Genomic DNA, 26,368 nt, shown 5'->3' with positions numbered 1-26,368 from the left:
ATTACTTATATCTAAATTCCCATTTAAGAATTTTTTTACTATTTCTAAAATTTATATTTATATATTTGTTTACCATCGTCAATTTTTTTTGTGGAGAAGGACCCCAATTATCAGTTTGACCTCTATAGATAATGAATTCAGTATTTTTTAAATCTTTAATCAAGGACTCTTGATCTTTAATTGATCCTAATGAATAAGTAAAATAAAATTTTGAACAGTTTGGTTTTTTCAGAATATAAGGTAATGCAGCATCATATGTAAATAGTTGGATACATTTGTACTCATTAATAATTGGTTTTAGATTTTGTATTAAATAATTTTGATCATCTGATAAATAATTTTTATCTTCTAAATAAATAAATTGTTTTAATCTCAATGAATAATCTGAGATATTTTTCATATCAATTTTTAAATTAAAGACAAATATTACAAATAAAAGTATGCTTAAGATATACGAAAAATTAAAATTTAAGACTTTTTTTGAAAAAAAGTACTCATTAAATTTTAAAAAATAAAAAGAAACAAAAATTGAAAAAAATAAAATTACAGTTCCAGTTGTTTGTTTTATATGTCCTCCATCAGATCTGCTGAGTGCATATAAATATGAACAAAAACAAATAAAACTTAATGAAATTATGATAATTTTGAAAGTATTGTAATATTTTTTTTTCTCATGAAATAAAAAGTTTAAACTAATTATTATCGATAAAATAATCAATAATAAAGATCGAGTTGCTCTTGAAGAGTGCGGCATTTCACTAAATGGCTTTGGATGTACCAAGCCATGAATATAATTTTGATTTTCTAAAACTGACAAAGTATTACTAATAAAATAATAAAACTCGTTTTCTAAATAAAAGTAAAAAAAAATCCAAAAAAATATTATTGATATAATGATAGTTAATATATTTTTGAATTTTCTATTAATAAAAATATATGAACATATAAAAATTATGAAAAGATTGCTTACTATAGCTCTATCTATGCTCCAAAAAAAAGTTGCAATACTTAGTAATCCTATCAATATTAAGTTTAATTGCTTAAAATTATTTAAATATTTAATAAATAATATTAAACAAAATATAACTGGTAAATCTCTATATGAGTATGAGTCTCCTGAATTTAAATTATAATCAATTAATTGTGTTGAAATAATAGAAATTATTAAAAAAAAAACTAATTTAATGTCACTTCTAAATAAACTGTTTTTAACAATCTGATAAATTAAAATAATCAATGAAATTTTAAAAAACAGAATATAAACTAACTGTAGGTATCGCATTGACCCTATGCTTTGATGATTTATAATTTTCCAAATTGCTTTAATGCCGAGGTTTTCATTAATTATTCCTGTTGTAACAAAGGATCCAGACCATAATTTTTCATCTATTAAACTTTTAAAAGGAGCACTTAGTTTTTGCCCCTCATGAAATATATCAATTTGATTAAGTGGAAATGAGATAGAGCAAAATTCTATAAATAAAAATATTATTGTTAATAAGCTCAAAAATAGAAGATTAGTGGAAAAATCATCCTTTTTGAGTTTTTCGGATTTAATATAATCAAAGTAAATTTTTTTTTTTCAAAAAAAAACTTAAAACTAAGATAGGTAACAATTGGTATAAATACAAATGCAATAAATCTTAAGGGATCATTTAAAGCGTGATGGCTATTATTATAATATTCACCCAATATTTGAGTGTCCCCAAAATTAATACTTATTTTGTCCCATATTACTGTCGAAATAAAAATTGAAGAAAGTATAAGTAATGATAAATAAATATTATTTTTCATATTATTATTTGATGTATTACTAATTTATATCAATTATACTAACAACAGTTTTATAAGAATATTAAGTTTATAATTTAAATGTCTCTTTCAGTTATAATACCCGTCCATAATGAAAATAAGAATATTAAAAAAACTATAAATAACTTAAAAAAATTAAAGAAATACATTAAAAATTTCAATATCTTGTTTATAGATGACTTTAGTAAAGATGATACTTTTGAATTACTAAAAAAATATTCAAAGAAGTATTATTTTATAAAAGTTTTCAAAAATAAAAAAAAAGGACTCGGCTCTGCTATAGAAGAAGGGATCAAGAGATCAAAATTAAATTATGTTAGTATATTTATGTCAGATTCTTCAGACTCAGTAAGTGATTTGATTAAATATTATAAAATTATATCTAAATATAAATGTGATGCAGTATTAGGATCAAGGTTTATTAAAAAATCTAATATAAAGGATTATCCATTAATTAAATTATTTTTAAATCGATTGTTTAATAATTTTGTAAAGTTAATTTTTTTTTCAGATTATAATGATTTTACAAATGCTTTTAAGATTTATAAAAAAAATGTTTTAAAAGATCTCTTGCCTATTGTATCAGAAAATTTCAATGTTTTTTTAGAAATACCACTTAAAATAATTTCAAGAAAATACACTTATAAGATTATTCCAATAAATTGGAAAAATCGCAAAATTGGAAAATCAAATTTTAAAATAAAAGAATTAAGTTCTATGTACATTTTTACTTTATTTTATTGTGTCATAGAAAAAATTTTATTAAATAAAAAGAAATAACTTTAAGATGAAATCAAAAAAACTAAATCTACTTGTTACTAATATTTTTAAAAAACATGGTTTAAGCAATCAGCATGCTAAAATAAGTTCTTCTGCTCTAATAAACGCAGAGTTAGTTGGTGCCTACGGGCATGGTCTATCGAGGTTAAAAATGTATTGTGATCGTATTTTAAAAAAAGTTATAAATCCCAAACCAAAAATTAAGATAAAGAAAGTTTCTCAATCTATTTATCATATTGATGCTAATAATAGCATTGGGTTTGTGGCGGCTGATCTTGCAATTAAAACTGCAATTAAAAGTGCTAAAAAAACTGGTATTGGAATGGTAGCTGTAAAGAACAGCGGTCATTATGGTCTTTCAGGATATTACGCTGAACAAGCTGTTAAAAAAAATCTTATTACAATGATTTATACAAACGCACCTCCTGCCGTTGCACCACATGGTGCGTTAAAAAGTTTATTTGGAACCAACCCTATTTGTTTTGGTACACCAACCGGATCTAAAATACCTTTTATTTTAGACACTTCGATTTCAATGATAAATAGAGGAAAAATTAGAGTAGCAGCAAGAAACAATCAAAGTATACCTGAAGGCGTAGCGTTAGATAAATTTGGTAAACCTACCACAGATGCAAAAAAAGCTTTAGAAGGTGTTCAGCTTCCAATTGCTGGTTTTAGAGGTTCTGGCCTTGCATGGATGGTGGATATTTTAAGTGGTGTGTTAACTGGCGGAAACCATGCTGGAAGGGTCAAAGATCCTTTTGACGATTTTTCAGGCCCACAAAACATTGGTCACTTATTTATCACATTTAAAACAAATTTATTTGTAAATAATTTTAATAGTAGAATTAAAAATAATATAAAGACAATTAAAAGATTACCAAAGATTAAAGGGATAAAAGAAATAATGTATCCTGGTCAAAATAAATATAAAAGATTTAAAATAAACTCAAAAAGAGAAATTAAAATTTCTAAAATTATTAAAAAAGATATAGAAATTCTTAAAAATTAAAAACTATGCTTTCAAATAAAGAAATTATTTGTCCAAATAACCTTTTGGACCATTCCAATAAAAAAAGAGGCGTTAATGCAGCTATTGTTAATGCGGGTCTACCCTTGCCCATGCTCTCCGTTCAAGATGCTGTAAAAGAAGGTCTGATCAGACCTATCTTTATAGGAAATAAAAAAGAAATCTTAAAATGTGCAGAAAATTTAAAATGGGATATCTCTGAATTTGAAATTATTGATGAGCCTGTAGAAAATAAAACAGCTGCTATTGCTGCAAAGCTTGCTAGTGAAAAAAAGATAAAGATTATTGTTAAAGGTCATATTCATACAGATATTTTAATGAAAGAAGTTTTAAAAAGAGATTATAATTTACTTGGAAAAACTAGACTAAGTCATATATGGCATATGACAAATACTAAAGACGACAAACCACTTATAATTACTGATGGTGCTTTAAATGTTTTGCCTAATGTAAAAACAAAAATGCATATTTTAAGAAATGTAATTGATTTTTCAAATCGTATAGGAATTGAAAGACCAAAAATTGCAGTTCTGTCAGCGACAGAAGAAATTTTAGATAGTGTACCAAGCTCAATCGAAGCAGATGAAATTACAAAACTTGCAAAAGAGGAGAATTTAAATGCTGATGTTTTTGGTCCCCTGGCATTTGATAATAGTATTTCAAAAAAATCTGCTGGTATAAAAGGTGTTAAGAATATTGTTGCTGGTGATGCAGACGTATTATTAGTTCCTAGTGTTGAAACTGGAAATAGTTTGGTTAAAATGATGATTTACTTTATGGGAGCTTGTGCAGCTGGTGTAGTTGTTGGTGGTAAAGTTCCAATAGTAATTACAAGTAGATCTGATGAGGCACAAGCTAGATTGGCTTCTATTGCTGCTGCTGTTGTTGCTTTAGACTAATTCTTCATTGAAATAATCATATTAATGTTTTAAATAAAGCTTCAAAATTAAAGAGAAAAAAAATGGCTATAACTTATTTAAAAAAATCACCTAAAACATCATCAACAGATGACACTAAAACAACTGGAATTGTTCAAGATTTATTAAAAAATATTGAAACTACCAAAGAACAAGGGTGTATCGATCTTACAAAGAAATTTGATAAATATGATGGTGATATTATTGTTTCCAAAGAAAGAATTGAAGAAATCAAAAAAACATTAGACCAAAAAACAAAAGATGATGTTCAATTTTCATATGAAAGAGTTAGAAAGTTTGCTGAAGCACAATTAAAAAACTATGGTCAGGACTTTGAAGTAGAGCTTTCAGATGGATTATTTGCTGGTCAAAAATTAATACCAGTTAATACTGCCGGATGTTATGTACCAGGAGGTCGTTATGCACACATTGCATCTGCAGTGATGAGTGTAACAACTGCTAAAGTTGCTGGTGTAAAAAATGTTATTGCATGCAGCCCTCCTAAAGAAGGTGTGGGTGCTCATCCAACAATTATTTATACAGCTGACTTGTGTGGTGCTGATGTAATTTTAAATTTAGGTGGTGTTCCAGCTATAGCTGCAATGACTAATGGTTTATTTAATAATCCTCCTGCTGATATTATTGTTGGTCCTGGAAATCAATTTGTTGCTGAAGCTAAAAGAATTTTATTTGGAAAAGTTGGTATTGATTTATTTGCAGGTCCTACTGAAATTGGAATTATTGCAGATGCTAAAGCTGATCCTGAAATAGTTGCTGTTGATTTAGTGGGTCAAGCTGAACATGGTTATAATTCACCCTGCTGGTTATATACAACAAGCAAGGAACTAGCAGAAAAAGTGATGAAAAGAGTTCCAGAATTAATTGCAGAATTGCCTGAAGTTCCAAGAACAAACGCTGATGCAGCTTGGAGAGATTATGGAGAAGTTATTCTTTGCGATACTGATGAAGAAATGGCAACCATTAGTGACGAGTATGCTCCTGAACATTTAGAAGTTCAGACGGAGAATTTAGAGTGGTTTCACAAAAGACTTACAAACTATGGTTCTTTATTTATTGGTGAGGAAACGACTGTTGCTTATGGAGATAAGTGTTCAGGAACTAACCATATTCTTCCAACCAAAGGTGCTGGAAGATATACGGGTGGACTATTTGTTGGTAAGTTTGTTAAAACATTAAGTTTCCAAAGAATGACCAAAGAATCTACAGAGCTAGTTGGTGCTGCAGCTGCAAGAATTTCTAGATATGAAGGAATGGAAGCGCACGCAAGAACCGGTGATGTTAGACTTAAAAAGTATGGTTATTCTAACTAAACTTAGATAATTTCTATTAACACTGTTAAGGCTAAAATAGACATAAAAAGAATAATTAAATAATTTATTCTTCTCCATATATTTTTACTTTTTAGATGTTTGGAAAAATATTTTGATAAATATCCCAACATAAAAAAAAATAAGAACGAAGAAGTAGCTGCACCAACTCCAAAATAATACTTATCTATCTGGTTAAAATTTTTAGAAAAATTTCCAAGAAAAAATACAGTATCTGAATAAACATGTGGATTAAGAAAGGTAAATCCTAGAGTTTTAGTTAAAATCCCAAAAAAATTATTAGTTTCACTATCCACATTGAATGTTGCTTCTAAAACTTCAGTTTTTAATTTTCCCCAAATAAAATGTAATAAAAATATTAAGAGTAAAATGTTAAAGATTAGCTCTACTGTTGGAGTAAAAAAATTACTTAAATATTGAAATAAAAAAATACCTAAAAAAATTAACAATAAATCTGATAATGAGCATACTAAACAAACAATAAAGATTTGTTTTTTTTTTAAACCTTGTTCAATGACAAATATATTTTGAGCACCTATTGCTAAGATTAAACTTAGTCCAGTAAAAAAACCCAATAATAAAAAATCCATTAAATTTTATTAAACTCTTTTTTTACCTTGAACAACTCTATCCAATATTAAAGCGACAAACAAAATAGCAATACCTGCTAGTATACCTTGTCCAACATTAGCATACTGTAAAGCCTCAAGAACATCTTGTCCTAAACCTTTTGCACCAATTAGAGATGCTACAACTACCATAGCTAAACTAAGCATTACAGTTTGGTTAACACCTGCCAGAATTGAAGGTGTGGCTAGTGGTAAATCTACTTTTCTAAGTAAATACCATTTAGTTGCACCGTAAGCGATAGCTGCCTCACGAATTGTTTCTGGCACTCCACGTAACCCTAAAACCGTAAGTCTTACAACAGGTGTACCACCAAAAATCATTGTAATAATTACTGCCGCAACTTTTCCAGTTCCAAAAAAAGCTATAACTGGAATCATAAATACAAAGGCTGGCATTGTTTGCATGAAATCCATTATGGGTCTTATTAGTGAATAAAATCTTTGTCTTCTTGCACAATAAATTCCAAGAGGAATACCAATTGCTATACTTAAAATTGCAGCAGTTCCAAGTAACGCAAGAGTTGTCATAGCTTTTACCCAAAACCCTAGAAATCCCATATAACATAAAAATCCAGTTGAGTATATTGCTGCCCTTGGTCCAGCTGATAAACCAGTAAGTGTTACAATGGCTGTTATAATTACTATCCAAGGGGTTTTAACGAATAGTAATTCTAAAAAATCTAGAACTGACCTAATACCAATTGTTATAGCAGTAAAAATTACATCTCCTTTAACAACCGCATAATCAAAAATAATTTCTATCCACTTAATTGAAAATAATCTTATTTCTGGATGAGTTGGAAACGTATCCATTAACTGAAGTAAACCTGGAAAGCTGTAATGGATAACAGTAAAAATCATTATTACAGAAGTAAAAACACTACTTAAGATATAATTTTTCATCTGCATACCTGGATCAATAGATTTATCAGATAACCATTCAGAATATTTTTTTTCCAAAATTGAATTCGCCAAAACTCCTTGGACAACCTTTACTGCTATCAATAAAATAAATCCAAAAATTGTAATCCAAATTGCTGAGGCCTCTACTCTTGTAATCTCATCAAGATAACCTTGCATAGCATCCTCTAATGATTTTATATTTCTTTTAAAAACATCAATCTTATCTGGATTATTTTCTATTGCTGCTTCTAATTGTTTATTCCTAAAAGCTATTGTACTTTTAACTTGTTCTACTTTAGCAATAGCTTCTGCTGTAATATTGCCAAATAAACCTCTAATAATTTGTACTACTGAAAAAGTTTCAATAATTAAAAAAGCTAATGTCCAATTCCAAACATTACGCATTCCAAACCAAACTGGACCTAAAATAAATGCAAATAGATTAAATGAAAATGAATAAGTAGGTTTACTACCAATTTTTTTAAACTCTTTAATATAGTAATTTGGATTACTTTTTACAAAATCAGTAATCAATTCATCTCTAGATGGATTTTTAACTGCTCTATTATCCATCACTACCCTCTACAACAGCCTTAAGTAAATCAGCTTGTGTTATCACCCCAACATTTTTATTATCATTGTTAATTACTAATATTGGTTCGTCTTTAATAGAAGATTTTTCAATCAATTTATTTAGCAAATCATTTTCATAAACACTTTCTAAATCTTTGGCCAGTGATCCAAATTCTTTTTTGAATTTTTCAATTGGTTGCATGATAGATTTAGCTTGAACAATTTTTAATCTAGATATTCCTTTTACAAAATCAGCAACATAGTTATCCACTGGCTTCATTACTATTTCTTCTGGTGTTCCTATTTGAATAACTTTTCCATCTCTCATGATAGCAATTCTATGACCTACCCTAACAGCTTCATCTAAGTCATGCGTTATAAACACTGTAGTTTTTTTCATTTGTTTTGAAAGTTTGATAAATTCTGCTTGAAGTTGTCTTCTAATTAATGGATCTAATGCACTAAATGGTTCATCCATTAATAAAAAATCAGGATCGGCTGCTAAAGCTCTTGCTAATCCTACTCTTTGTTGCATTCCGCCTGATAGCTCATGAGCAAATTTATTTCCCCAGCCTTGAAGTTCTACGATATCTAAAATTTTATTAGCGGCATCTAGCCTATCATTTTTGCTTATACCTCTTATTTCAAGTGGCATTGCTATATTATCCAGTACAGATCTATGGGGCATTAAAGCAAAGTTTTGAAAAACCATACCTATTTTTTTATTTCTTAAATCTTGCAAACTTTTTGAGTCAAACTTCATCACGTCTTCATTATTGATTAAAATTTGTCCAGAGGTTGGCTCTAATAATCTATTAATATGTCTAACTAAAGTAGATTTACCACTTCCAGAAAGACCCATTACACAAAAAATCTCTCCTTTTTTAACATTAAAAGAAACATCAGATACACCAATTACTGAATTATATTTTTCTAAAGCTTCCTGTTTTGAAATACGTTGATTTTGAATAGCATTTAATGCTTCTTCAGAATTATTACCAAATATTTTCCAAACATTTTTTATTTCAATAGCTGATTCCATCAGATCCATTCGAAAATTTAATAAATTTTTTTTTAAGAAAATTACCTGGCAACTTTTTAGTTGCCAGGTAAAAATTTAATTTAAACTAAAGTCCTAACCAACCGTCAACTTTGGACTTATTATTTTTCATCCATGTTCTAGCAACAGCAGCTGGATCTTTTTTTTCAACTGAAATTTGATAGGCCATTAATGAAACATCATCTGCTGACAATTGAAAGTTCTTAAAAAATTCAACAATAGCTGGTGATTTAGCTTCTAATGAAGTTCCCCAACCAATTTGAATTTGTTTAAGAGCATCTTTTGATGCAACATAAGATTTTTTGTACCAGTCAGCATCTTCTTTGGGTTGAACCATTTTATATTTAGCTTCATCAAACTTTGGTTCTGTTAACATTACAACATCTGCCATTCCCCAAATTGCATGTGGCTTGTAACAATAAAATGCATAGCCCTCACCTTTTTTAATTGAATCAAGCACTCTTGCATTTTTAACAGCTTCTGCTGCTCTTATGCCTTCAATACCAGCATCATATAAACCGTAATCTCTAAGTTTAACTTGGTTTACATTTGCTGAAGCCCATCCATCAGCACCAATCCAAAACTCTCCTTTTCCATTTCCGTCGCTGTCCATTGCTTTAACAACTTCTGGTCTAGCTAAGTCTTCAATTGCTGTAATATTCATTTTTTTAGCAAATTGTTGAGACACACAATATCCTTGGTTTCCCTCATACGGCTTTGAACTTAACTTAAGAGTTCCTTTAGGAACTAGATCGTTAGTATAAGCCTGTTGATTAGGTAGCCAGATATCTGGGTGAACTTCTATTTCACCTTTACTTCTATCAATTGCTGCGTAGATAGCAGTATTGTTCCCTGGAACTAATTCTGCTTCTCCACCCATTTTATCATTAACAACTGCTGCTAATAAATTTGCAATAGCTGTTGCACCTGTCCAACCTGGATCTCCAATTTTTACTTTCTCAGCAAATGTTGAAAAAGTAGCAAATAAAGAAATCAAACCAGCTACAAGTGTAGTTTTAATTATTTTCATTATTTTCTCCTATTAATTTAAAAAATAAGTCTAACGCGAATGAACAAAGTGTGTCAAAGGAAATAAAGATATAAAAAATATATATAACTGGCCTATATTTTACAAATTTATCAAAATCAATTATGACTGATTCAGATAGTTTTTGTTTGAAGATAAGCTGTTATTTAACAGTTATTCAGGATTACTTGTAAGAGTTTTAATTTCTAAAATGTTTTCGTTAGGATCTTTTACAAAGAAAGTTTCTTGCTCATATTTAGTACCCTTAAATCTTAAATAAGGTTCATCGTAATATTTAGTACCATTATCTTTTAATCTTTGTTTAAGAGCATCAAAATCTTTTCTTGATAAATGAACACCAAAGTGTGGGACAGAAACATTTCCCATATCAACATCGTGTCTTTCGTTTTCTAATTTATGAGCACTTGCGTGAAGGGTTAATTCATTTCCCCAAAAATCAACATCAGCCCATTCTTGAGCTGAATTATCTAATCTGCAGCCTAAAGCTTCGTTGTAAAACTTTTTTGCAACTTCTAAGTCACCGCAAGGTATTGCTAGGTGAAAACAGTTGGTATTTTTGTACATATTTTTTTCTCTTTAATTACTAGATATAATGACTATATAAAGATCGCTTTTAAGTCAATCTAGCAAAAAGATAAAATGGAAAAATTTTTACAATCTATAATAGACAGAGACCCTGCTGCAAAATCAAAATTAAGTTTAATATTAACTTATCCTGGAGTTAAAGCAGTTTTTTTTCACAGAATTGCTAATTTTTTTAGTACTGCTAAATTTGATTTAATTGCTAGAATTATTTCACAATTTTCAAGATTCTTAACTGGTATTGAAATTCATCCAAAAGCAAAAATTGGAAAAAATTTATTTATTGATCATGGTATGGGAGTTGTGATTGGAGAAACTTCTGAAATTGGTGATAACGTCACTATCTATCATATGGTAACACTAGGTGGAATTGCTCCAAGTATTAATTCAAAGGATCAGCGTAATATAAAGAGACATCCAACAATTGAAGATGAAGTTGTAATTGGCTCAGGTGCGCAAGTATTAGGTCCTGTTAGAGTTGGAAGATGCGCAAAGATTGGTGCTAATGCAGTGATTACAAAAGATGTTCCAGAAAAAGCTGTAATGGTTGGCATACCTGCGAAAAATGTTGGTATCGCTGATAGTGAATTCAAACCTTATGGTATTACTCCAGATAGTGATACAAAATCAGATTAATGAGCAACATTCAAAATGATTTTATTTCAGGAATTGGTAATACTCCTTTAATAAAATTAAAAGCAGCATCAGAAATTACAGGGTGCAATATTTATGGTAAGGCTGAATTTTTAAATCCAGGTGGATCAGTTAAAGACAGAGCGGCCCTTGCTTTAATTAAAGACGCTCAAGAAAAAAAATTAATTTCAAAAGGTGGAATCGTTGTTGAGGGTACAGCTGGCAATACTGGAATTGGCTTAGGACTTTTAGGAAATTCATTAGGATACAAAACAATTATCGTAATGAATGATAATCAAACTCAAGAAAAAAAAGATTTACTTAGAAATTTAGGTGCAGAACTAAGATTGGTTGCTCCAAAACCCTACAAAGATGACAATAACTTTGTAAAAATTGCAGCTAGACTTGCTGATGAGCTTAGACCATCAAACAATAATGGAGTTATCTGGGCTAATCAATTTGACAATACTGCAAATGCAAAAGGCCATTACGAGGGAACAGGACAAGAAATTTGGAAACAAACAAAAGGTAAGGTTGATGGTTTTGTATGTTCATCTGGAACAGGTGGAACAATTTCTGGAGTAAGTAATGCTCTTAAAGAAAAAAATAAAGATATTAAAATATTTTTATCTGACCCTAAAGGTTCTGCTCTTTATAATTATATTAAAAATGGTGAATTAAAATCTGAGGGTGGCTCAATTACTGAAGGAATTGGCTCAAGTAGAATAACAAAGAATTTTGAAAATGCTAAAATAGATGATGCCTATTCTATTGATGACCATGAAGCATTACCTATTCTTTATGATCTAATTCAAAATGAAGGACTAAGTCTTGGGACTAGCTGTGGAATTAATATAGCAGGAGCAATAAGATTAGGTAAAGAATTGGGGCCTGGAAAAACTGTTGTGACCATTCTTTGTGACAGAAGTGATAAATATTCTACAAAAATGTTTAATAAAAAATTTCTTGAAGAAAAAGGCTTGCCTTTCCCTAATTGGCTTTAAATATCAAGATGGAAAAATGATTTCACTTGAAACAGGGGCAACTAAATTACCTAAATAATTATATATATTTAGCAAGATTTCATTTAATGTTAAGGAATGAGTCTTGCTACTTCATATGGATTTCTACTCCTAGCAGTTATTCTTGGAGTAACCTCAAATAGTTTTGCAAAAAGTGCAGAAGGTTTTACCCTTCTCTTTCCAAGTATTATTACCGCAATTACAATTGTTTCATGCATGTATGCTTTGTCTATGGTGATGAAAAATATTCCAATGGGAATTACCTATGCATCATTTGCAGGATTAACAATTATTTCAACAGTAATTGTTGGCGTCATAAGATTTAATCAAATACCAAATCTTTATTCAATGATTGGTTTAGGTTTAATTATAATAGGTGTGTTAATGGTTAACTTGCTTGGAAATAATTAAACAATGATTTAGTAAAAAATATTATGGAAGAGTTTATTAAATTATCGAGACTCTATTCTTAAGTCAGGTTGTATTCAATAAATATATTTAAATAAATATTTTGAATGAAGTTTTTTAAAATGTTATATTGAATATATCAACAAAGGAGGTGCGATTATGAATTTATCACCACCTGACACTTAGCTGGTGTGATTTAATAATCAAAGTTAATAAGAAAACAAAAAATAAGTCCATTATTATGGATTTTGCGTAAATCGCTAAATTATAGGGGAACTCTTTTGGAGTTTCCGAAAGGGTGTCCCCCTTAGAAATTATCTGGTAATACGTGAGAACCATCATCCTTCAAAGAAATTTCAAATTCTTCTACAACATTAGATAAATCAAGTGGTGAATATAAATGGGGAAACATAGTTCCGTCTGATGCTTGTTCCCAAACTAAATGATCTAACTTTAAAGTATCAACCTTTAATAAAATTAAATCATTTTGATTTTGGTAAAATTTTTTAAGAGTTCCTGCAACTTGGTCATCACCTGAAAAGTGAATAAAGCCATCTTCTAAATCTTTTTTAGAACCTGTTAATTGACCTATATTTTTAACTTCTTGCCACTCAGATTTAGTGCATATTTTATAAACAAACTTAAAGTTCATTTAAAATTTATATTATTCAGTGAGGATGATGACAATAAGAAACTTCCCCTTGCGGGGAAGTTTATATTAACTACCTAATAGAGGGAGAAGATAATGTTAATTTTTGAATTCTTAAATTCTTTATAGACGGCACATCAAAATATTAAAACGATATATTATCATTATAGGTATGATAATATTGAATATCTTATTTTACCTGTTCACTTAATGAATGTTTACCAGGAAGAGTTCGGTTGACTTAAAAACTCTATCTCTTCAGGAGTAGATTTTCTTCCTAATACTATGTTTCGGTGAGGGTATCGATGAAATTTCTTAATTGCTAATGTGTGATCTTTCCAAAATTTTTTTATAGAAACTAAGTCTGGATGATCTTTTAAATATTTATCGAGTAAATAGTAGGCCATATCATGGTCGGTTATTTCTTCACTATGAATAAGTGGCAATAACATAAAAAATCTTTGGTCTTGTTCCATTTCATCTAAAAATCCTGCATAAACAGAATCATTAACTATTAACCTTGCTTTATGATCTTGGCTAAAGGCTTTTGGGTCATCTCTAAACATATTTCTTGAAAATTGGTCAAATAAAATAACTAAAGCTAATGAACCAAGGGGGCTATCTTGCCAATCATCATACTCATTGGAACCTGCCAGTTCATAATCTTTTAAAAAATTATTTTTTATTAGTGCATCAAAATCTTTATGTTTTTGAAATCTTTTTTTTGGTGAGGTTTCTTTAAACCAAAAATCTAATATTTTTTTAGCTCTTGTATGCATTTATTTTGAAATAGGTTTTAAAAGTTTAAGCATTTTATTATGAATAGATTGATTAGCTGAAACTAAAATATTTCCAGCATTAACTGCATTTCTATTATCCCAAGTTGTAACAATTCCTCCTGAAGCTTTTATAATTGGCATCAATGGGTGAATATCCCAAATTTTATTATTAGCTTGAAAAACAACATCAATTTTTCCCTCACATAAATGAGAGTAGCTTAACGCATCTGCAGTTGGAAATTGCATTAATTTTAAAACTTTTGGAATTCTACTTTGCTGCTTAAGAGAGACTGCTCCATGAAATGCTCCTGATACTTTAATCTGACTAAATAGTATTTTTTTTGAAACAGAAATTTTTCTTTTTTTACCTTTTTCAAAAACAAAAGAATTTTTATTATCAAAGTTTAAATAATATTTATTTAATATCGGGAAATTTGCTAAACCCACAACTGGTACACCTTTAAAATTAAGAGATATTAAATTACTCCAAGTTGGGTTACCTATTACAAATGATCTTGTCCCATCAATCGGGTCTATCACCCATGTAAAATCACTAGTTGATTTTTTGTGACCAAACTCTTCACCTATAACTTGATGATTTGGAAATTTTTTTTTAATTTTTAATCTGATAAATTTTTCAAATGCTTTATCAGATGTTGTAACAGGATCGTACCCTTTGCCTTTTAGTTTGTTAGATATGGCAAAAGTTTTATTGAGTTTTGAATAATAAAATTTATTTAAGTCTTTTGCTAAAGTATTTAAAAAGTTTGAATATAATTTGTACTCGTTCACACTTAATAAGCTCATTGTGTTATGTTCTCAATTTGACTTTCAGCTTCTTTAATTGATTTTTCATAATCTAACGCCATCTGATCAGCACTTATTACTTCAACTTTTTCAATTCCAAAGAAATTTAATATAAATTTTAACCATGGGGTTAAAAAATCCTCTGAGCTATTTAATTTAGTTCCACCTGAAGTAATTACTAAATAAGCTTGTTTATTTTTAAGTAATCCCTCTCTTCTCCCATTAGGTTTAAACCTGAAAGTCTCACCAATTCTTGCTGCTAAGTCACACCAAGCTTTAAGAGTTGCTGGAGGGCCATAATTATAAATTGGTGCTGAAATTATAATGATATCACTTTCTTTTAATTCACTTACAAGTTTATCTGATAGTTCGAACATTTTTTTATGCTCTTCAGTTTGGTCTTTTTCTGCGATTTTCATTCCAGACTCAGTTAAACCACTAACAAAAAGCATATCATCATCTAAATCTCTATAAATTACTTCATCACCTGGTTTTTTGATTTTATCTAATAATTTTTTTGCTAATGCTCTTGAACTTGATCCTTCTTTTCTGGCACTTGAGTCAATTTGATAAATTTTCATAAGTATAGATTGTTATTAACCTATTAACCGAAGTTTTGCAAAAAGGGTAAGTAGTTTAAAATATAGTAGCCTAAAATTTGCAATTGGTTTGTTAAAATTAGAACCCCAGTTATTAAAAGTATTATGCCACCCCCTTTAGTTACTAAATTAATATTTTTTTTAAAATTCTTTGAAAATAACAGAAACCTTTGCATCAAATACCCTGATAAAACAAAAGGTATCGCAAGTCCTAAAGAGTAAAAGCTTAAAAGTATAATTGCTCTATAAATTGTTTCCTCTGTTGAAGCTAAAGCAAGTATTGATCCTAAAATAGGTCCTATGCAAGGTGTCCATCCAAAACCAAATGCCATTCCTATAATAAATACAAAGAATATATTATTTGATTTTTTTGTATAAAATTTCTTCTCAATATTAAGAAATTTAATATTTAAAATACCAATCAATTGAAGTGAGAAAATAACTATTATACTTCCAGCAATAAGTCTTAGGATTTGTGAATTTTGTAAAAGAATTTGCCCTAAAAAGGATGCAGTAGCTCCAAAAATAATAAAAACAAAAGAGAAGCCAAGTGAAAAAATTATTAACGGCAATAAATTAATTCTTTTATTTTCTAAAATTTCATTTAATGAACTTCCAGTAACAAAAGAAACATAACCAGGTATTAAAGGTAAAACACAAGGTGATAAAAAACTAATAAGACCTGCTCCTAGCGCAACGACTAATTCTATCATATCAAATTATTCTTTTATAACCTTAATATTTTGTTTTCCAAGATTATCGACCGAAAGTTCCATTTCATCTCCATCTTTTAAAAAAATAGGTGGTGTCATTCCAAGACCCACACCCGGTGGTGTTCCTGTTGTCACTATATCACCAGGCATTAATGTTATAAAACTAGTAATATGAGCAATTAAAAAATTAAAATTAAAAATCATCTGGCTTGTATTTCCTGTTTGATGTCTATTACCATTAACATCTAGCGTTAAACTCAAGTTATTAACATCTTCTATCTCATCTTTTGTCACTAAATATGGGCCTAAAGGTCCAAAGGTATCGCCAGATTTTCCTTTAACCCATTGACCGCCTTTTTCTTTTTGCCACTCTCTCTCACTTATATCGTTACAAATGCAGTATCCAAAAATATAATCTTGTGCATCTTTTTCTAAAACTCTTTTTGCTTTTTTTCCTATTACAAAAGCAATTTCAACTTCATGGTCTAGTTTCTTTGAGTTCTTAGGTATAATTACATTGTCATTTGGTCCTATAATTGAATGAACAGATTTATTAAATAATACTGGATGCTCTGGTGGCTTTGCCCCAGTTTCTTTTGCATGCTCAGTATAATTCAATCCAATAGCAAAAAAATTTCCTGGTTGAGTAATACAAGATCCTATTCTTCCACTTCGATCTATCTCTTCTAGATTTTCTAAATTTATTTTCTTTAATTTATCGAGAGTTTCAAAATTAATATTTTCTGGATTTAAATCTTTGATAATTGATGATAAATTTCTAAATTTTCCATTTTTATCTATAGCTGCTGGAACTTCCTGGCCAATTTTTCCTATTCTTAATAATTTCATTCTATTTTTTATTTATTTTTTCAATAGCATTGTATAAAGAGCTATGATCAGTATTTCCATGTCCATCAGCTACTAAGTCTTTATACATTTCTTTTATTAGGCTCGAAATAGGCAAATGAGTCTCTACAGCCTTTCCTGCATTAACAATATTAGTCATATCTTTTAGTTGTGTTGTTGTTTTTCCTTTTGGTGTAAAATCTTTATCAATCATTCTTTTTCCGTGCGTTTGCAGTATTTTGCTATCAGCCCAACCTCCTGATAAAGCTTCAATCATTTTATTAGGATTGGTTCCTGATTTTTCACATAATGTAATTGCTTCTGCAACTGCTCCAATAGTAACGCCTACAATAATTTGATTAGCTAATTTAGATATTTGACCTGATGATACTGGGCCAACTAATGTAGGGTTACCCATTTTTTTTAGAAGCTCGTAGCAATTTTTAAACGTTTCTTCATCACCACCAACCATTATAGCTAAAGTTGCTTCTTCAGCTCCTATTGTTCCACCTGAAACTGGGGCATCTAAATAATTTATTTTTTTTTCTTTTAATTTTTTTGAATACTTAATGGTCAAAACTGGATTAACCGAACTCATATCAATAACAGTAGCTCCTTCTTTAATATTAGATATAAATTCATCACTACTCATTACTTTCTCAACTGCAGCATCGTCTGTAAGCATTGTAATAACTACATCTGCATTAGTAACAACGTCCTTAACGGATAGGGATATTTCTGCTCCAAATTCTTTTAATCTATCTGCTTTATCTTGAGATCTATTATAGGCTTTTAAATTATACCCTGATTTAAGAAGGTTTTTTGCCATGGGAAAACCCATGAGTCCGATTCCAATAAACCCAATACTTTTCATTATATTGATTATATAGCTTATATTCTCTGTTTGGTATCTTTATCAAAAATAGAAATATTATTTAAATCAATAAACAGTGTCATTTCTTTATCAATCTCAACATCTATAGAAGATGCAAATTTACCCAATAGTTCCTGCCCCAAATAACTAAAAGTAATTATTTGTTCATGACCAATATATTCATGTAATTCGGTTTTAACTTTAATTTCAGCAAAATTTTCATCTTTTGCCACTCTAGCAGCATGAGTTTTTTTTAAAAAAATATGTTCTGGTCTTATACCGAATAAAGCTGCAGAATTATTTTGTAATTCTTTATTGTGATTAAAATTTATAGTCTCATTTTCACTTGCATTATCTGGTAAGAATGAAATCAATTTATTATTTGATGTCAAAGAGCCTTTAATAAAATTCATTGACGGAGAGCCTACAAAGTCAGCAACAAACACACTACTAGGTTTATTATAAATATTTTTTGGAGTATCAAATTGTTCAATTTTACCATTATTCATTATTGCAATTTTTGTTCCCAAGCTCATAGCTTCAGTTTGATCATGTGTTACATAAACCATAGTTGTTTTTAAATTCTTATGTAGTTTCTTAATTTCTCTACGCATCTCAATCCTAAGTTTTGCATCTAGATTTGAAAGTGGCTCATCAAACAAAAAGATTTTAGGCTCTCTAACTAATGCTCTGCCCATGGCTACTCTTTGCCTTTGTCCTCCAGATAGTTGCGCTGGTTTTCTATTTAACAATTCAGTAATCTTAAGCAATTCTGCTATTTTGCTTAACGATTGATCAATTTTTTCTTTGGAAATTTTTCTTTGTTTTAAACCAAATGTAATATTATCTTTGACGCTCATTGCTGGATAAAGAGCATAAGACTGAAACACAAAAGCTATATCTCGCTCACTAGGCTCCATGTTGTTTACTATTTGGTTGTCTATTAATATTTCGCCTGCACTAGATTCTTCAAGACCAGCAATAGTATTTAGCAACGTAGATTTTCCACAACCAGATGGGCCTAATAATACAAGAAAGTCACCTTCTTCAACGTTTAAGTTTATTCCCTTTAAAACCTCTGTTTGTTTAAATCTTTTTTCTAAATTATTAATATTTAACGTTGCCATGTTATCCTTTCACTGAACCTGCTGTTAGTCCTTTAATAAAATAATTGCCTGCTAACACATATATTATTAGTGTGGGTAATGCAGCCATAATTGCTGCTGCCATATCAACATTATAATATTTTACAGAAGCCGATGTTAATACCATATTGTTTAACGCTACTTGTAGCGGTGCATTTTCACCAAAGGAAAAAGTCACACCAAACAAAAAATCATTCCAAATTTGTGTAAATTGAAAAATAATTGTCACTACTAAGATTGGTAATGATACAGGTAACAATATTTTAAAAAAAATTTTAAAAAAACCTGCTCCATCAACTTTAGCAGCTCTAATAATCTCATCTGAAATTGAAACATAATAGTTTCTAAAAAACAAAGTCGTGAACCCTAAGCCGTACACGGTGTGAACAAGTATTAAACCAAATGGGGAATTTGATATTCCAAGAAAACCCAAGGTTCTAGCCATGGGAAGAAGTATTGCTTGATAAGGAATAAATGTGCCAAAAAGAAATAGTAAAAATATTAAATTTGCACCTTTAAATTTCCATTTTGTTAAAGCATATCCATTTAGAGCTCCTAGAAATGTTGAAATTATTAGAGCAGGTATAGCTATTTTAAGTGAATTAAAAAAATATGGTTTTAAAAAAACATCGCTAGTTCCTTCACCTCTACCAGCCCATGCAATTTTCCATGATTCAAAATTAATACTGTTTGGCAAACTAAAAAGGTTACCTTCTCTTATTTCGTTCATTGTCTTTAATGAAGTAACAATCATTACATACAAAGGGGTAATATAATAAAAGACAAATATTCCTAAAACTAAAAAAAGAAAAATACGTGATACTTTTTTTTTATTTAGCATCTTGCTCCCTTCTTAATTCTGAATAAAGATATGGTACGATTATTGCTGAAACAGTTGCAAACATCATGATTGCGCTTGCAGATGCTAAACCAACCTCACTTCTGCCAAAAGCCATTTTTGTCATAAATACTGCTGGCATATCTGAAGAAATTCCTGGGCCACCAGCAGTTAAGGCAATTACCAAGTCATAACTTTTAATTGATAAATGAACTAAAATTACAATTGCACTCATAAAAACTGGTCTCATCATCGGTAAAACAATTTTTATATAAATTGAAAAAGTGCTAGCACCATCTACTTTTGCAGCTTTAATAACTTCATCATCTATAGATCTTAAGCCTGCTAAAAAAATAGCCATTATAAATCCTGATGATTGCCAAACTCCTGCAATTACAATTGTGTAAATAGACATTCCTGGGGTAACCAACCAATCAAATTGAAAATTTTCAAATCCTATTTGATGTGCAAATTTTTCAATTCCCATTGTAGGGTTTAAAATCCACTTCCAAGCAGTACCTGTAACAATAAAAGATAATGCCATTGGGTACAGATAAATAGTTTTTATAACTCCTTCAGATCTAATTTTTTGATCTAAAAATATTGAAAGGATAACACCAATGAAAATACATAAAATAATAAATAAAGTTGTAAAAATAAATAAATTCTCAACAGCTATATGCCAACGAGGCATTTGCCATAAGCGAACATATTGGTGAATTCCCCAAAATTCATAATTAGGTAATAGTTTTGATTTTGTAAATGATATATATAAAGTCCATCCAATAAAACCATACACAAACCAAAGCACTACCGCAAAAGATGGTGCTACTACAATTTTAGGTAAATTTTTTTTTAACCAATACATTATAAATAAGTAATCTGCGCTACTAAGTTAGTAGCGCAGATTTTAGTGCTTTTAATTAAAAATTACAAAGATGCTTTAACAGCTGCTGCTAATTTTTTTGCAGCATCTTTTGAAGACATATTTGAATTGAAATGTTCAGTCACCACGTCAGTAATTGCACCTGATTGAGCTCCTTTAAGAGCCATTCCATGAGCATAACTTGGCATTAACCCACCAGCTTTACTAGCTGCATTCAAGTCTGAATTTGATTTTTTTGCACAATCATCAAAGTCAGCCATTGAAACATCTAATCTTGCAGGTATTGAACCTTTGTACATGTTAAAAACTTTTTGAAAGTTTTTACCCATGATTAAACTAGCAAGCAACTTTTGACCTTCTAATTTATCAGCTCCTTTAACATTGTAGAATACAAAAGAATCTACATTATAAAGGTATCCGTTATTAGAGGGTGTTGGTGAACAAAGATAATCTTTTCCAGGTGTTAAGCCTTTTGCAGAAAATTCTCCTTTTGCCCAGTCACCCATAATTTGAAAAGCAGCTTTGCCATCCATAACCATACCAGTTGCAACGTTCCAATCTCTTCCTGGTGAACCTGCATCAGTGTATCCTTTAAGTTTTCTCATTTGGTCAAATATCTTAACCATAGTTGAACCGCTCAAGGCTTTTGGATCTAAATCTATAAAAGCTTTTTTATAGAAATCATTTCCACCTATTCCTAAAGCAACAGCCTCAAAAACAGTAGCATCTTGCCAAGGCTGACCACCATGAGCAAATGGAATTATACCTGCAGCTTGTAGTTTATCTGCTGCAGCATTAAATTGCTTCCAAGTAGTAGGCATTTTAATTCCATTAGAGTCTAAAACACTTTTGTTAGCCCAAAACCAATCAATTCTGTGAATGTTAACTGGAGCAGCACAATATTGCGTAAAATTATTACACTTCATATGTTGTGCAACTTGTTTGCTTACTAAATTGTCCCAACCCTCAGCTTTTGCAACAGAGTCGATGTTGTAAGGTTTGATAACACCTTGATCATCATATTCTTGAATTGCAGGTCCTTTAACTTGTGCAGCAGCAGGTGAATCACCAGCTACAATACGAGCCTTTAAAGTTTGCATAGCAGCATCTCCACCACCACCTGCAACAGGCATATCAGTCCAAACTCCACCTTTTGCAGCAAAGTCAGCTTTTAAAACACTCAAAGCTTTTGCTTCTCCACCAGATGTCCACCAGTGAAGTACTTCAGCTTTAGGTGCAGCAAATGAAATATTTGGAACTAAAGAAATTGCAAATAATGCAATTAATATTTTTTTCATTTTCATATTTTTCCTTCTAGTTAATTTAAGTAAATTAAATGTTTGAATAGAATTTGTACAAATAAAATCTTTAAATAGTAAGTGCTAATTGAACACACAACTCACAATTGTTTAGACAGATTTTATTAATTGATATTGATTTAATTATTAATTTCTATTTATAAAAAGAATAAAAATCACTTTTCACGAGAATTAACTAATAGTTACTTTTTCTACCCAATCTAGCAGCTCCTCTAACACCGCTAGCATCACCATATTTAGGTTTAAGAAAAACTCCTTCATATTCTCTTCCAATAACGTATTTTTTTACCAGATTTTGAACTTCAGGGAAAAAATCAATTGAGTTAGAAACGCCTCCACCAAAAACAAATGCATCAGGATCGATTATATTTACAATGGTTGCTAATGACATTGCTAAATTAATTTTAAATTGATCAATAAATTTTTCAGCATCTATATCGTGTCTAGAGTAAAGTTGAAAAATATCTTTAGTTTTTAAATTTGTTTTATGTTTTTTATTATATTTTTTTGCTAAACCTATCCCCGAAATAAAACTTTCTATCTCAGACTCTCTAAGGTTCGATGTTTCAAGGTTTTCTTTTTTAGCAGCCATATATGGTAGTTGATTATGACCCCATTCTCCTGCAATACCATTTGGTCCAGATACAATTTGTTTATCTATAACAAGTCCTCCTCCAGCTCCTGAACCTAGAATAATACCATAAACAATTTTATAATTTTTTCCCGAACCATCAATTGCTTCTGATAATGCAAAACAATTACCATCATTTTCACAAAAAACCTCTCTTCCTAATGCTTCATGTAAATCTTTTTGAAATGGTTTTTTTTCAATCCATACACAATTGGGTGCATTTTTAACAAGACCACTTTGTGGTGAATGAACGCCTGGATGACAAACTCCCACTTGAAGAGTTTGTGTTGTTTTTTTCTCTAATTCTAAAGAGGTGTTTTTTATTAATTTAATAATTTCGTTATAATTTTTTGGGCAGTCTCTTCTTTCTCTAAAATGTTCAGTTCCTTCTTTATCTAAAACTACACTTTCAATCTTTGTTGCCCCAACATCAAACCCTATCTGCATTTAACTTAGCCTTTAATTCCCATATGAGTATATTTAACATTAAGATAGTCTTTGATGGCCATTGATCCACCTTCTCTACCATAGCCGCTTTGTTTAATACCTCCAAACGGTGCTTCCGCAATCGCAACAAATCCTGTGTTAACAGCAACAGATCCTGTTTCCAATTGTTCAGATGCTAAATGAGCAGTCTCCATTGAGTTGGTGCAAACATAACTACAAAGTCCAAGCTCATGATTATTTGCTCTTTCGATTACTTCATCAAATGATTTAAATGATAACATTGGAACCAATGGTCCAAAAGGTTCTTCTTTCATAATGGTAAAATCATCTTTTACATCATCAAATATTGTTGGTTCATAAAAAAACCCTTTATTGAATCCTGCGGGTCTTTTTCCACCTAATAAAATTTTAGCTCCTTCTTGCTTTGTTTTTTCAACTAGTGTTTCAATTTCATTCAATCTTTTTTGGGTTGTTAAAGGACCTAGTTGAGTATCAGGATCCATACCATTACCAATTTTTAATTTTTTAGTTTTTTCTATAAATAGATTTATAAATTCATCTTTCTTTTTTTCATGAATGTAAAATCTATTAGGAGAAATACATACTTGGCCATTGTTTCTAAATTTTGCAGCTATAGCCATATCTGCTGCCTTTTTGATATCAGCATCATCAAAGACTATAAATGGTGAATGACCACTTAATTCCATTGTTACTCTTTGAACTTTATCAGCGGCTTGTTTTAATATTAATTTTCCTACTCTTACAGAGCCAGTAATAGAAATTTTTTTAATTATATCTGATTGAATTAATTGGGATGCAATACTTGGAGGGTCACCTGATAAAAGATTAACTGCTCCAGGAGGAACACCACATTCTCTACAAATATCAACTAACTCCATTACAACGCCAGGGGTGATTGTATCAGGTTTAATAATTACCGAACAACCTGCAGCAAGTGCAGTAGATATTTTTCTAGCTGCTAAAATAAGTGGAAAATTCCAAGGCGATAATGCTGCTACAACTCCAACTGGCTGGTAATAAACATGAACTCTTGTGTCTTCAAATCTACTTTCAATAGTTTGTCCAAAAATTCTTTTTGTTTCTTCAGCATTCCATTCAAAAATGTCTGCTGCTCCATTTGTTTCACCAACACCTTCTGCTAAAGGTTTTCCATTTTCTAAAGTCATCCATTTGGCTAATACATCTTTTTTCTCTCGAAGTTTATCTGCTATACGTCTAAGAATATAAGATCTGTTCCAAGGTGTTGTTTTTTTCCAAACTTGTAATCCTTTTTCAGCTGACTTTAATGCTTTATCAACATCAGCAGATGTTGCTTTAGAAGCATGACCTAAAACTTCTTCTGTTGCTGGATTGATAACCTCATAAGTTCCCTTGTCTGTTGAAGGAGACCAGTTACCATCGATGAATTGTCCAAATTTTTCGTACATTATTTGCTAAATATAGAATTGATTTTATAAAATTTTGTCTCAATTATCTAACAAATATGTTTTAATGTTTCAATTTAATAATGTAATTAAAATTAGATGAAAGCACTTACTGATACTTTTGGAAGAAAATTTCCCTACATAAGGTTGTCTATTACTGATGTATGTAATTATAAATGCTCTTATTGCTTGCCTCAAGGTTATAAAAAAACACCTGGAGACACGAGAAGCTTTATGTCTGCCGAAGAAATATCCAGATTAACAAAAGCATTATCTGAATTAGGTGTTTGTAAAATTAGATTAACTGGTGGAGAGCCAACGGTTAGAAAAGATTTTTTTGATATCCTTAAAGATATGAAACAAAATTCAAATATTCCCAAAGTAACAATGACGACTAATGGTTATCGTTTGGACAAAATTGCAGAACAATTATCTGAAGCTGGCTTAGATGGAATAAATATTAGTATAGACAGTTTAAATAGAAAAACTTTTAAAAAACTGACAGGACATGATAGGCTTGAAGAAATTTTAGAAGGCATAAAGACTTTACAAAAATTAAATTTTAAAAATATCAAAATTAATGCTGTTTTACTTAAGGGTGTTAATGATAACCCTGATGAGTTTAATAAATTTGGAAATTTTATAAAAAATAACAAAATTGACTTTAGATTTATAGAATTGATGCAAACTGGTGATAATTTTGAATATTTTAAGAAAAATCATGTTTCTTCTAATTTATTCAAAGATTATTTAGAGAAAAATAATTGGATCCCTCAAACTTATGGGAAAGACGCAGGCCCTTCATTAAACTTTATACATCCAGAATTTAAAGGTAAATTTGGATTAATTGCTCCTTACACTAAAGATTTTTGTCAAACATGTAACAGATTGCGAATTACCTCAAGAGGTGATTTGAGATTATGTTTGTTTGGTAATACTGGAATTAGTATTAGACATTTACTGCAAGACGATGCTCAAAAAGATGAACTTGTAAATCTTATTATAAAACAATTGCATCTTAAAAAAGAGTCACATTATTTAGAATTAGGTGATACTGGAATTACTCCTAATTTATCAAGTACCGGGGGATAAATGAAAAACTTAAAAATTATAAATGAAGAAAAATTAAAAGATTGGGCAAAAGAAATTTTTCAAAAAAACTCTTTTAATATGGTCGATGTTTCATCTAAAAAAGAAACATTCCGTAGAGCTTTGGCTTCTGGAAAAATTTATGTTGGAATAGAAGTTTTTAATTTAATCAAAAGTAAAAAAATGCCTAAGGGTGATCCCATTGCATTAGCAGAAGTATCAGCTGTACTAGGTGTTAAAAAAACTAGTGAATTAATTCCTTTGTGTCACCCACTAGCAATTGATCACACTGCAACAAAAATTATTATGAATGAAGATGATAACTCATTGGAAGTTTTTTGTGTTGTGTCAGCGTTAGCTAAAACAGGTGTTGAGATGGAAGCAATCATGGGAGTTAATGCTGCATTAATAACCATTTATGATTTAAGTAAAATAGTAAATCCTCATCTTAAAATTGATAATGTTAAGTTATTAATTAAAGAAGGTGGAAAAAGTGGATTGTGGACTAATCCAGATGGATTACCTGAATTTCTTAAAAATATTTTTTAATATTTA

The 26,368-nt window shown here is 29.9% G+C and carries 28 protein-coding genes; 9 read left to right on the top strand and 19 right to left on the bottom strand.

The window, feature by feature from the left end:
• Position 1 precedes the first annotated feature (1 nt).
• A complete protein-coding gene (locus tag AC5SLO_RS01825; RefSeq protein ID WP_494573506.1) occupies positions 2-1,507 on the bottom strand; it encodes a hypothetical protein in 1,506 nt (501 codons plus the stop codon).
• A 365-nt stretch (positions 1,508-1,872) separates the two neighbouring features.
• Here AC5SLO_RS01825 and AC5SLO_RS01820 point away from each other — a divergent pair, with 365 nt between their 5' ends.
• The 4 genes from AC5SLO_RS01820 (at position 1,873) to hisD (ending at position 5,870) form a co-directional block, all read left to right on the top strand.
• Complete coding sequence (locus AC5SLO_RS01820; RefSeq protein WP_494573505.1) at positions 1,873-2,592, top strand: glycosyltransferase family 2 protein; 720 nt, start codon at positions 1,873-1,875, stop codon at positions 2,590-2,592.
• A 7-nt stretch (positions 2,593-2,599) separates the two neighbouring features.
• Complete coding sequence (locus AC5SLO_RS01815) at positions 2,600-3,604, top strand: Ldh family oxidoreductase (protein ID WP_494573504.1); 1,005 nt, start codon at positions 2,600-2,602, stop codon at positions 3,602-3,604.
• Between the two features lie 5 nt (positions 3,605-3,609).
• Positions 3,610-4,521, top strand: a complete 912-nt coding sequence (locus AC5SLO_RS01810) for a bifunctional enoyl-CoA hydratase/phosphate acetyltransferase (protein ID WP_494573503.1) — start codon at positions 3,610-3,612, stop codon at positions 4,519-4,521.
• A gap of 62 nt (positions 4,522-4,583) precedes the next feature.
• The gene (gene hisD / locus AC5SLO_RS01805; protein ID WP_271622958.1) at positions 4,584-5,870 is read left to right on the top strand and encodes a histidinol dehydrogenase; all 1,287 of its coding nucleotides are present in this window, start codon (positions 4,584-4,586) and stop codon (positions 5,868-5,870) included.
• 2 nt (positions 5,871-5,872) lie between these two features.
• Here the strand turns inward: hisD and AC5SLO_RS01800 are convergent, their stop codons facing one another.
• The 5 genes from AC5SLO_RS01800 to AC5SLO_RS01780 form a co-directional block, all read right to left on the bottom strand.
• The gene (locus AC5SLO_RS01800; RefSeq protein WP_494573502.1) at positions 5,873-6,478 is read right to left on the bottom strand and encodes a LysE/ArgO family amino acid transporter; all 606 of its coding nucleotides are present in this window, start codon (positions 6,476-6,478) and stop codon (positions 5,873-5,875) included.
• A 9-nt stretch (positions 6,479-6,487) separates the two neighbouring features.
• Positions 6,488-7,993: an ABC transporter permease gene (locus AC5SLO_RS01795; RefSeq protein WP_494573501.1), complete on the bottom strand. Its 1,506-nt coding sequence runs from the start codon at positions 7,991-7,993 to the stop codon at positions 6,488-6,490.
• The gene (locus tag AC5SLO_RS01790) at positions 7,986-9,035 is read right to left on the bottom strand and encodes a quaternary amine ABC transporter ATP-binding protein (protein ID WP_494573500.1); all 1,050 of its coding nucleotides are present in this window, start codon (positions 9,033-9,035) and stop codon (positions 7,986-7,988) included. The genes AC5SLO_RS01795 and AC5SLO_RS01790 overlap by 8 nt, the downstream gene beginning before the upstream one ends.
• Before the next feature lie 85 nt (positions 9,036-9,120).
• The gene (locus AC5SLO_RS01785; RefSeq protein ID WP_494573499.1) at positions 9,121-10,083 is read right to left on the bottom strand and encodes an ABC transporter substrate-binding protein; all 963 of its coding nucleotides are present in this window, start codon (positions 10,081-10,083) and stop codon (positions 9,121-9,123) included.
• Between the two features lie 171 nt (positions 10,084-10,254).
• Positions 10,255-10,665: a VOC family protein gene (locus tag AC5SLO_RS01780; protein WP_494573498.1), complete on the bottom strand. Its 411-nt coding sequence runs from the start codon at positions 10,663-10,665 to the stop codon at positions 10,255-10,257.
• 75 nt (positions 10,666-10,740) lie between these two features.
• Between AC5SLO_RS01780 and epsC the strand changes: the two genes are divergently transcribed.
• From epsC to AC5SLO_RS01765, 3 genes are all read left to right on the top strand, one after another.
• Positions 10,741-11,319, top strand: a complete 579-nt coding sequence (gene epsC / locus AC5SLO_RS01775; protein ID WP_494573497.1) for a serine O-acetyltransferase EpsC — start codon at positions 10,741-10,743, stop codon at positions 11,317-11,319.
• Positions 11,319-12,320, top strand: a complete 1,002-nt coding sequence (locus tag AC5SLO_RS01770) for a cysteine synthase A (protein ID WP_494573496.1) — start codon at positions 11,319-11,321, stop codon at positions 12,318-12,320. Before epsC ends, AC5SLO_RS01770 begins: the two co-directional genes overlap by 1 nt.
• A gap of 96 nt (positions 12,321-12,416) precedes the next feature.
• Positions 12,417-12,749 carry a DMT family transporter gene (locus AC5SLO_RS01765; protein ID WP_494573495.1) on the top strand — a complete coding sequence of 111 codons (333 nt, stop codon included), beginning with the start codon at positions 12,417-12,419 and terminating at the stop codon, positions 12,747-12,749.
• 304 nt (positions 12,750-13,053) lie between these two features.
• Here the strand turns inward: AC5SLO_RS01765 and AC5SLO_RS01760 are convergent, their stop codons facing one another.
• The 13 genes from AC5SLO_RS01760 to AC5SLO_RS01700 form a co-directional block, all read right to left on the bottom strand.
• Positions 13,054-13,398, bottom strand: a complete 345-nt coding sequence (locus AC5SLO_RS01760) for a DUF952 domain-containing protein (RefSeq protein WP_494573494.1) — start codon at positions 13,396-13,398, stop codon at positions 13,054-13,056.
• Positions 13,399-13,613: 215 nt separating this feature from the next.
• On the bottom strand, positions 13,614-14,174 hold the full coding sequence (locus AC5SLO_RS01755; protein WP_494573493.1) for a DUF924 family protein: 561 nt from the start codon (positions 14,172-14,174) through the stop codon (positions 13,614-13,616).
• Positions 14,175-14,981, bottom strand: coding sequence for an inositol monophosphatase family protein (locus AC5SLO_RS01750; RefSeq protein ID WP_494573492.1), 807 nt, complete (start codon positions 14,979-14,981; stop codon positions 14,175-14,177). It lies immediately after the preceding gene.
• A complete protein-coding gene (locus tag AC5SLO_RS01745; RefSeq protein ID WP_494573491.1) occupies positions 14,978-15,562 on the bottom strand; it encodes an FMN-dependent NADH-azoreductase in 585 nt (194 codons plus the stop codon). The genes AC5SLO_RS01750 and AC5SLO_RS01745 overlap by 4 nt, the downstream gene beginning before the upstream one ends.
• Positions 15,563-15,585: 23 nt before the next feature.
• Entirely contained in the window at positions 15,586-16,293 is a 708-nt protein-coding gene (locus AC5SLO_RS01740; protein WP_494573490.1) for a cytochrome c biogenesis CcdA family protein, read from the bottom strand.
• 6 nt (positions 16,294-16,299) lie between these two features.
• Complete coding sequence (locus tag AC5SLO_RS01735) at positions 16,300-17,142, bottom strand: fumarylacetoacetate hydrolase family protein (protein ID WP_494573489.1); 843 nt, start codon at positions 17,140-17,142, stop codon at positions 16,300-16,302.
• A gap of 1 nt (position 17,143) precedes the next feature.
• Positions 17,144-18,013 (bottom strand): NAD(P)-dependent oxidoreductase, encoded by an 870-nt coding sequence (locus AC5SLO_RS01730; protein WP_494573488.1) that lies wholly within the window; start codon positions 18,011-18,013, stop codon positions 17,144-17,146.
• 17 nt (positions 18,014-18,030) lie between these two features.
• Positions 18,031-19,140, bottom strand: a complete 1,110-nt coding sequence (locus tag AC5SLO_RS01725; RefSeq protein WP_494573487.1) for an ABC transporter ATP-binding protein — start codon at positions 19,138-19,140, stop codon at positions 18,031-18,033.
• Between the two features lies 1 nt (position 19,141).
• Complete coding sequence (locus tag AC5SLO_RS01720; protein ID WP_494573486.1) at positions 19,142-19,999, bottom strand: carbohydrate ABC transporter permease; 858 nt, start codon at positions 19,997-19,999, stop codon at positions 19,142-19,144.
• The gene (locus tag AC5SLO_RS01715; protein ID WP_494573485.1) at positions 19,989-20,864 is read right to left on the bottom strand and encodes a carbohydrate ABC transporter permease; all 876 of its coding nucleotides are present in this window, start codon (positions 20,862-20,864) and stop codon (positions 19,989-19,991) included. Before AC5SLO_RS01715 ends, AC5SLO_RS01720 begins: the two co-directional genes overlap by 11 nt.
• Positions 20,865-20,926: 62 nt before the next feature.
• Positions 20,927-22,186: an ABC transporter substrate-binding protein gene (locus AC5SLO_RS01710; RefSeq protein WP_494573484.1), complete on the bottom strand. Its 1,260-nt coding sequence runs from the start codon at positions 22,184-22,186 to the stop codon at positions 20,927-20,929.
• 190 nt (positions 22,187-22,376) lie between these two features.
• Complete coding sequence (locus tag AC5SLO_RS01705; protein ID WP_494573483.1) at positions 22,377-23,279, bottom strand: ROK family protein; 903 nt, start codon at positions 23,277-23,279, stop codon at positions 22,377-22,379.
• A 5-nt stretch (positions 23,280-23,284) separates the two neighbouring features.
• Positions 23,285-24,727, bottom strand: a complete 1,443-nt coding sequence (locus tag AC5SLO_RS01700; RefSeq protein WP_494573482.1) for an NAD-dependent succinate-semialdehyde dehydrogenase — start codon at positions 24,725-24,727, stop codon at positions 23,285-23,287.
• A gap of 96 nt (positions 24,728-24,823) precedes the next feature.
• On the opposite strand from AC5SLO_RS01700, the gene moaA reads away from it, so the two are divergent.
• Both moaA and moaC read left to right on the top strand, forming a co-directional pair.
• Complete coding sequence (gene moaA, locus AC5SLO_RS01695; protein WP_494573481.1) at positions 24,824-25,816, top strand: GTP 3',8-cyclase MoaA; 993 nt, start codon at positions 24,824-24,826, stop codon at positions 25,814-25,816.
• Complete coding sequence (moaC, locus tag AC5SLO_RS01690) at positions 25,817-26,362, top strand: cyclic pyranopterin monophosphate synthase MoaC (RefSeq protein WP_494573480.1); 546 nt, start codon at positions 25,817-25,819, stop codon at positions 26,360-26,362.
• Positions 26,363-26,368 lie beyond the last annotated feature (6 nt).

This window comes from Candidatus Pelagibacter sp. PS_44 (assembly GCF_059417735.1).
This window is presented reverse-complemented; position numbering and strand designations above follow the sequence as displayed.